The sequence below is a fragment of the Streptomyces sp. NPDC031274 genome (genome assembly GCF_055570235.1).
This window is the reverse complement of sequence record NZ_JBVIHP010000062.1, coordinates 1-8,072: the sequence shown is the minus strand read 5'-3', so window position 1 is coordinate 8,072 and position 8,072 is coordinate 1. Positions and strand designations below refer to the sequence as shown.

2 protein-coding genes are annotated in these 8,072 nt (G+C 70.3%); both read right to left on the bottom strand.

The annotated features are described in order from the left end of the window. A partial coding sequence (locus ACZ5CR_RS43360; RefSeq protein WP_468868672.1) for a type I polyketide synthase occupies positions 1–6,974 on the bottom strand: 6,974 nt, incomplete at its 3' end. Then, positions 6,975–8,072 (bottom strand): acyl carrier protein (locus tag ACZ5CR_RS43355; protein ID WP_468868667.1); only part of this gene is annotated, 1,098 nt, incomplete at its 5' end.

Here is an 8,072-nt window from a genome sequence, read left to right as displayed (position 1 = left end):
CTCTGCGCGACCTTGCGGAAGTCCTCCAGCACCGGATCCATCAGCGGAGAGTGGAAGGCGTGCGAGACCTTCAGCCACCGCACCTTCCGCCCCTGGCTCTTCAGCGACCCGGCCACACCCTCCAGGACGGCACGGTCACCGGAGAGCACCACCTGCGAGGGACCGTTCACCGCCGCGACACCAACCTGCCCCTCCAAGCCCTCAAGCAACGGCAGTACGTCAGCCTCCGCCGCCTGCACCGCGAGCATCGCCCCGCCCTCAGGCAGCGCCTGCATCAACCTGCCCCGGGCAGCCACCAGCCGGGCCGCGTCCTCCAGGGACCAGAGCCCAGCCACATACGCCGCAACAAGCTCACCCACCGAATGACCGCCAACAACCTCCGGCCGCACCCCGAACGACTCAGCCAACCGATAGAGAGCCACCTCCACCGCGAACAACGCAGGCTGCGCATAACCCGTCTGCCCAAGCAGCTCCGCATCATCACCGAACATGACGTCCTTCAACGGCCGGTCGAGGACCGTGTCCAGATGCGCGCACACCTCGTCCAGCGCGTCCGCGAACACCGGGAAGGCCTCGTAAAGCCCCCGGCCCATACCGATCCGCTGACTGCCCTGACCGGTGAAGACAACACCCAGGCGCCCCTCCACCACAGCCCCGGAAACCCCAGCTCCGGAGACCACGGCCTCTAGCCCGTCAAGGATCTCGTCCCGTTCGCGCCCGAACACCACTGCCCGGTGCTCGAGCGCCGAGCGCCCGCTGAGCAACGACCAACCCACGTCCACCGGGTTCGCGGGTACTTCCCGCAGTCGGTCCGCCTGGGCGCGAAGTGCTTCGGCGCTTCGGGCGGACAGCAGCCACGGTATGACTGTCGACGGCGGTACGTTCACCACCTTCGCCGCGAGCTCGTCGGTCTGTGGTGCCTGCTCGACTATGACGTGTGCGTTGGTGCCACTCACTCCGAAGGACGAGATGCCCGCGCGGCGCGGGCGGTCCGCGTCGGGCCAGTCGCGCGCCCCGGTGAGGAGCTCTACCGCCCCGGCCGACCAGTCGACGTGGGTGCTCGGCTCGTCGACGTGCAGGGTCGGGGGCAGGACACCCTCGCGCATCGCCATGACCATCTTGATCACACCGGCGACGCCGGAGGCGGACTGGGTGTGGCCGATGTTGGACTTCACGGACCCCAGCCACAGCGGCTCGCGCCCCTCCGGCCGGTCCTGACCGTACGTAGCGAGCAGCGCCTGCGCCTCGATCGGGTCGCCCAGAGTGGTACCCGTACCGTGCGCCTCCACCGCGTCCACGTCACCTGCGACGAGCCCCGCGCTGGTGAGGGCGGCGCGGATGACGCGCTGCTGGGAGGGGCCGTTGGGGGCGGTGAGTCCGTTGCTCGCCCCGTCCTGGTTCACCGCCGAGCCGCTCATCACCGCGAGCACCTCATGGCCGTTGCGGCGGGCGTCCGAGAGCCGCTCAAGAAGCAGCAGGCCGACACCCTCACCCCACCCCGTACCGTCCGCAGCCTCCGCGAACGGCTTGCAGCGGCCGTCCGCCGCGAGCCCGCGCTGGCGGCTGAACTCATGGAAGGCGGCGGGGCTCACCATGACGGTGACGCCACCGGCGAGTGCCAGGTCGCATTCGCCCTGGCGCAGCGCCTGCGCCGCCAGGTGCAGGGCGACCAGCGAGGAGGAGCACGCCGTGTCGACGGTCACCGCCGGGCCTTCGAGCCCGAAGGTGTAGGAGAGCCGGCCGGAGATGACGCTCGTCGCGTCGCCGGTCATGAGGTAGCCCTCGACGCCTTCCGGTGCCTGCGAAAGGCCCGCCGACCAGCCCTGTGCGCAGGCACCGACGAAGACCCCGGAGCTGCTGCCACGGAGTGTCGACGGCGCGATGCCCGCGCGTTCGAAGAGCTCCCAGGAGGTCTCAAGGAGGAGCCGCTGCTGCGGGTCCATGGCGAGCGCCTCGCGCGGGGAGATTCCGAAGAGCCCGGCGTCGAACTCGGCTACGTCGTAGAGGAATCCGCCCTGCGCGGCATAGCCCGCGTCGGAGGCGCGGCTCGGCTCGGGCTCGAAGAGCCCGTCGGGGCCCCAGCCCCGGTCGTCGGGGAAGCCCGAGATGGCGTCCGTGCCCTCGGACACCAGGCGCCAGAGTCCTTCGGGGGTGCCCGCACCGCCGGGGTAGCGGCAGCTCATCGATACGATCGCGATCGGATCGTCGTCCACGGCAGCCCGCCCGGCGGCCGCCACCTGCACCGGCGCCGAGGCCGATTTCTCCGCCTCGCCGATCAGCTCGGTGCGGAGATGGGCGGCGAGCGCACTGGCTGTGGGGTAGTCGAAAACGAGAGTCGTGGGCAGCTTCAGTCCGGTCGCAGCCGCGAGCCGGTTGCGCACTTCGACGGCCGTCAGCGAATCAAAGCCCAACTCACGGAAAGCACGGGTCGGCTCGACGGCCTCCGCACCCGCATAGCCGAGCACCGCCGCCGCCTGCGCCCGCACCAACTCCAGCACGAGACGCTCCTGCTCACCCGCCCCAAGACCGGCAAGACGACCCGCCCACTCCGATACCGGCTCCCCCAGGACGCTGCCCGCCGCCGCACTCTCCAACGCCGCCAGACCACGCCGCACCTCGGGCAAATCCCCGATGAACGGACTGGGCCGCACAGAGGTGAAAGCGGGAGCGAACCGCTCCCAGTCAAGATCCGCCACAGCCACGAACGTCTCGCCGCGCGCCACCGCCTGCGCAAGCGCCGCCACCGCCAACTCCGGCTCCATCGCCGTCACACCACGACGCCGCAAATGCTCCTCGGCCTCCTCGGCGGCAGCCATGCCGCTGCCGCCCCACGCGCCCCACGCGACAGAGGTCGCCGTAAGACCCCGGGCCCGACGCTGTTCGGCGAGCGCGTCGAGGTAGGCGTTGGCAGCCGCGTACGCGCTCTGCCCCCCGCCGCCCCACACACCGGCGTTGGAGGAGAACAGCACGAACGCGTCCAGCGGTGTGTCACGGAGCAGCTCGTCCAGATGCCCGGCACCCGCCGCCTTCGCACCGAACACCTCGGCGATGTCCGCCGGAGTCATCTCGGCGACCGTATGTGCGGGGCTCACGCCTGCCGCGTGGAACACGGAGCGGAGGGTGTGCCCGTCACCTGCGAGCTGTTCCAGGAGCGCGGACACGGCATCCCGGTCGGCCACGTCGCACGCGGCCACGGTGACCTCCACCCCCGACTCCTCCAGCTCCGCCTTGAGCTCAACGGCACCGGGAGCATCCAGACCACGCCGACTGGTCAGCACAAGATGCTCCGCACCCGCACGCGCCAACCACCGCGCCACATGCCCGCCGACCGCACCCGTACCACCCGTCACCAGGGCCGTACCACGCGCCACCCAAGCAGACACCTCCCCCGCACCAGCACTAGCACCAGCAGGCGCACGCACGAACCGGCGCACGAAGACACCCGTGCCGCGCACCGCGAGCTGATCCTCGTCCCCGACCCCCGTAAGAATGCCCGCGAACCGTGCGGCTGCCCGAGCATCAAGCGTCTCCGGCAGGTCTACGAGACCACCCCAGCGGTCGGGGTGTTCAAGCGCCACGACCCGGCCGAGACCCCACAGCTGGGCCTGCACGGGCTCTGCCGCCCGGTCGCTGCGGCCCGTCGAGACGGCGCCACGGGAGAGCACCCACAGACGGGCCTCGATCTCCGCGTCACCGAGGGCCTGCACCAGCGCGACCGTGCCCGCGAGCCCGGCGGGAACCGTCCCGTACTCCGCGTGCCCCGACTCGTCGAGGCCGAGCAGCGACACCACACCCGCGAGCTCGCCCTGCTCCCGCAGCCGCTCGACCAGGGACTCTCGTCCGTACGGCCCCTGGGCGGAGGTGAGGGCGAGTCGTACCGTCTCCGCTCCCGCCTGGGTGAGAGCGTCGACGATGCCCTCCACCCACGGGAGCTCAGTGGCCGCCTCGGGGACGACCACCAGCCAGCGGCCCGTGAGCGCGGGCGAGGGAAGACCGCCCGCCACAGGCTTCCACGTGACGCGGTAGCGCCAGCTGTCGACCACTGAGCGCTCGCGGCGCTGGCGCCGCCAGGAAGAGAGTCCCGGCAGGATCGCACTCAGCGAGCTCTCGTCCACGTCCACAAGCGTGGCCGCCAGCTCTTCCAGATCCTCGCGCTCCACGGCTTCCCAGAAGCGCGCCTCGACCTCGTCGGCGGCAAGCCCGGCCTCGGCCGCGTCGTCGTCCGGGGCGTGCATCCAGTAGTGGTCCCGTTGGAAGGGGTAGGTGGGGAGGTCGACCGTGGTCCGGTCGGTGCCGGGGAAGAGTGCCTGCCAGTCGAGTTCGGCGCCGTGGACGTGCGCCTCGGCGAGCGACTGCGCCAGACGGTGAGCACCACCCTCGTCGCGACGCAGCGAGCCCAGGGTCACGGCCGGAGTCTCCGTGGCGTCGATAACCGCCTGGACGGGAACTGTGAGCACCGGGTGGGGGCTCATCTCCAGAAACAGTCCATGGCCGTCAGCGAGGAGGCCTCGAGTGGCCTGCTCAAACAGCACCGTCTGACGGAGATTGCGATACCAATACCCGGCATCCATCGGCGTGTTGACCGCATCCAGCCAGTCACCGGTCAGCGTCGAGAAGACCGGGACCTGCGGAGACTGAGGAGCCACCGGAGCAAGGACCTCGGCCAAGTGCGCCTCGATCGCCTCCACATGTGCAGAGTGCGAGGCGTAATCCACCGGGATCGTACGAGCACGAATGTCCCGCTGCTCACAATGCGCCACCAGCTCACGCAACGCCTCGGGCTCACCCGACACCACCACCTGGGACGGCCCATTGACCGCCGCCACAGAAATCCGCTCACCCCACCCGGACAGCAGCTCCCTGACCTCATCCTCGGGCAACGGCACAGACACCATGCCACCCTTGCCCGCCAGCTCCAGAATCGCCTGACTGCGCAAGGCAACCACCCGCGCCGCATCCTCCAGAGAGAGCGCACCCGCCACACAGGCGGCGGCAATCTCACCCTGACTGTGACCGACCACAGCAGCGGGCTGGACACCCGCCGCACGCCACACCTCCGCCAACGACACCATCACCGCGAACAACACCGGCTGCACCACATCGACCCGATCGAAGCGGTCGCCGCCCAACTCCTCGAACAGATCCCAGTCCACGAACTCCGACAGCGCGACCGCACATTCCCCCATCCGTTCCGCAAACACCGGAGAGGAATCCAACAGCTCAACAGCCATCCCGGCCCACTGCGACCCCTGCCCCGGAAACACGAACACCGGACGACCGGCGATCGCGCGCCCCGCCACAACACCAGAACCCGCGGCACCATCCTGAGCCAGCAGCTCAAGCCCTGCCAGCAACTCGTCACGATCCCCGCCAAGCACCACACCCCGATGCTCGAACCGCGACCGCGCAACAGCCAGCGACCACCCCACCGAGCCGACCCTCAACTCAGCATCTGCCAGCAGCAGTTCACGCACCCGCGCAGCCTGCTCCCGCAACGCCTCGGGGCTCCGCCCCGACAACACCAACGGCACCACACCAGGAACCACCGAAGCAGACTCACCAGCCCCCTCAGCCTGCTCCACCTCCGAAGCCTGCTCCACGATCACATGCGCATTGGTGCCACTCACACCGAACGACGACACACCAGCCCGACGCGGGGCGCCGCCCTCCCGCTCCGGCCAGGAACGCGCCTCCGTCAGCAACTCGACGGCGCCCGCCGACCAGTCCACCTGAGGGGTCGGCTCGTCCACGTGCAGAGTCTGCGGCAGCACGCCCTCCCGCATCGCCATGACCATCTTGATCACACCCGCCACACCGGCCGCGGCCTGCGTATGACCGATGTTCGACTTCAACGACCCCAGCCACAGGGGACGTTCGCTCGTGTGCTCCTTGCCGTACGTGGCGATGACTGCCTGGGCCTCGATCGGGTCGCCCAACGTTGTGCCCGTGCCGTGTGCCTCGACGATGTCCACGTCGCCCGCGGCCAGTCCGGCTCCGGCCAGGGCGGCTCGGATGACGCGCTGCTGGGAGGGACCGTTGGGCGCGGTCAGGCCGCTGCTCGCGCCGTCCTGGTTGACGGCGGAGCCACGGACGACCGCAAGGACCTTGTGGCCGTTGCGTCGGGCGTCCGACAGCCGCTCCAACAGGAGCAGTCCCGCACCCTCGCCCCACCCCGTGCCGTCCGCCGACGCGGCGAAGGACTTGCAGCGGCCGTCCGTCGACAGGCCGCGCTGGCGGCTGAAGTCGACGAACGTGCCGGCCGTGGGCATCACGGTCACGCCACCGGCGAGCGCGAGGCCGCACTCGTCCTGGCGCAGCGCCTGGGCGGCCAGGTGGAGAGAGACGAGCGAGGACGAGCAGGCCGTGTCGACGGTGACCGCCGGGCCTTCAAGCCCAAGGGTGTAGGCGACGCGGCCGGAGACGACGGAGCCCGCGTTGCCCGTGCCGATGTAGCCCTCGACGCCCTCCGGAAGGGCGTGGAGGCGGGTCGCGTAGTCGTAGTACATGACGCCCGCGAACACACCCGTGCGGCTGCGGCGCAGCGACACCGGGTCGATTCCGGCTCGTTCGATCGCCTCCCAGGCGGTCTCCAGGAGGAGCCGCTGCTGCGGATCCATGGCGAGCGCCTCACGCGGGGACACGCCGAAGAAGGAAGCGTCGAACTCGGCAGCGTCGTAGAGGAATCCGCCTTCGGCAGTGGTGCTGGTGCCCTGGCGGTCCGGGTCGTCGTCGAAGAGGCCGTCCGTGTCCCAGCCGCGGTCGGTGGGGAACGCGGAGATGGCGTCCGTGCCGTCGGCGACGAGCTGCCACAGCTCTTCGGGGGTGGTGACGCCGCCCGGGTATCGGCAGCTCATGCCGATGATGGCGATGGGCTCCTGGTCACGCTCCTCAAGTTCCCGTACGCGGCGGCGGGCGTCGCGCAGATCAGCCGTCGCCCGCTTCAGGTAGTCGAGGTACTTCTCCTCGTTCGCCATTTACAGCGCCTCCTCGAAGTGGTCGGGGCGATCAGTGTCTGAGCGGGTTTCGAGCTCGTTGTCGAGCAGGTCGAAGAGTTCGTCGGCGGTCGCGCTCTCCAGGTCTTGCCGATCCGCGTCCTGCCGATCCGGGGCCGCCGTTCCGGCGTGCGCCGTGGCACGGGAGGCGTCCCAGGTGGAGAGGAGCGCGCGGAGCCGAGCGGCGACACGGTCCCGTTCACCGTCGTCGGTGCCGTCACCGGCCGACTTCAGAACGCTCTCCAAACGGTCGAGCTCGGTGTGCAGGTCGCCGGCATCGGCAGGGGGAACAGCCGCGGTGGTGGCCGTGGGCAGCTCCTCCGACAGGTACTCGGCGAGGGTCGCCGGGTTCGGATAGTCGAAGATCAGCGTGGTGGGTAGCCGCAGCTCCGTCTCCGCCGTGAGCCGGTTGCGCAGTTCGACGGCGGTGAGGGAGTCGAAGCCGAGCTCCAGGAAGCCCCGGCTCAGCTCGACGGCGTTCGGTGACGCGTATCCGAGGACACCCGCCACATGAGCGCGTACGAGGTCCAGCAGGAGGCGCTCCCTGTCTGCCGCCGAACGGCCCGCGAGACGCTGAGCGAACGACTCGGCGTGCTCGGGCGAGGCCTCCGCAGCCTGGGCGCGGCGCACCGAGGGCCGGACGAGCCCGCGGAACAGGGCCGGTAGCGCCTCAGGCGGCTGCGTGCGCAGGACGCCGGTGTCTATCGCGATGGGGACGAGGGCCGGGTGCCCGCTCGCCGTGGCCAGGTCGAGAAGGGCCAGCGCCTGTTCGGCTTCGAGGGCGAGGATGCCGCTGCGCGCCATGCGGCCCAGGTCTGCCTCGGCGAGGCCGACCGTCATGTCGCTTTCCTGTGCCCACAGGCCCCAGGCGAGCGAGGTCGCGGGAAGGCCCTGCGCCCGACGGTGCTGCGCCAGGGCATCCAGGAACGCGTTGGCCGCCGCATAGTTGGCCTGCCCCGCACTGCCGAACACGCCCGCCGACGACGAGAAGAGAACGAAGGCGGAGAGGTCGAGTCCGGACGTCAACTCGTGGAGGTTGAGCGCCGCATCAACCTTCGGACGCAGAACCGTGTCGAACCG